Origin of the sequence: Saccharomonospora iraqiensis subsp. paurometabolica YIM 90007, from assembly GCF_000231035.2 — a bacterium.
GTDB lineage: Bacteria > Actinomycetota > Actinomycetes > Mycobacteriales > Pseudonocardiaceae > Saccharomonospora > Saccharomonospora paurometabolica.
Genome location: NZ_KI912254.1, coordinates 57,825 through 58,668 on the forward strand (window position 1 = coordinate 57,825; position 844 = coordinate 58,668).

1 protein-coding gene is annotated in these 844 nt (G+C 74.4%); it reads right to left on the reverse strand.

Annotated features, from left to right (window positions below; translation table 11 throughout):
• Positions 1-844 (reverse strand): GAF domain-containing protein (locus SACPADRAFT_RS28615; protein WP_007027803.1); only part of this gene is annotated, 844 nt, incomplete at both ends.

The window sequence follows — 844 nt, forward strand, 5'->3', positions numbered from 1 at the left end:
CGAGCTCGGCGCCGTCCGCGTCCCGGACGACGATGCCGCCGTCGAGCACCGCGGCCACCGCCGCGGCAACCTCGCCGACGTCGGCGCCACCGAGGACGAGCTCGGTCAGCCGGTCATGGGCGTCCTGGGCCCGCGCGAGACTCTCGTGGTGCGCCCGGATGGTGTCGTTGGCCGCGCCCAGTTCGGCCAGGGCCGCCGTGCTCTCCTCGATCAGCCGGGCGTTGTCGATGGCGATGGCGGCGTGGTCGGCGAACGAGGACAGCAGCGCCACCTCGTCCGGGGAGAACTCCCGGGCCTTGCGCTCGGAGGCGAACAGCACCCCGATGATCCGCTCCCCCAGGGTCAGCGGCACGCCGAGGATCGCGACCAGACCCTCGTCCCCCACGCCCCGGTCGATCGGACCGGTGTGGTCGAACCGGTCGTCGTTCGGGTAGTCGCGGGTGGCGTAGGGGCGGGCGGTCTGCGCGACCAGACCGCCCAGCCCCTCCCCCGCGCCGAGCCGGAGCTGCTGGAACACCGCCGAGGCGGACCCGTCGGTGACCCGCATGTAGGTGCTGCCGCCGACCGCGTCGTCGGCGTCGTCGTTCAGTGTCAGGTAGGAGACGTCGGCGCCGAGCAGCATCCGGGCGCGGTGCACGATCGAGCGCAGCACCGCGTCCAGGTCGCGCAACCGGGCGAGATCACCGGCCGTGTCGAACAGCGCGGCCAGCTCGGCCTCCCGGCGGCTGTGCGCGTCGAGGGTGCGCCGGATCTGCAGGGCCAGCGCGACCGAGTCGTCGTCGGCCGGTACCCGGGCCAGGTCCGCACCACCCGCACCCGCGGCCAGCAGCTCCAACAGCCCCCG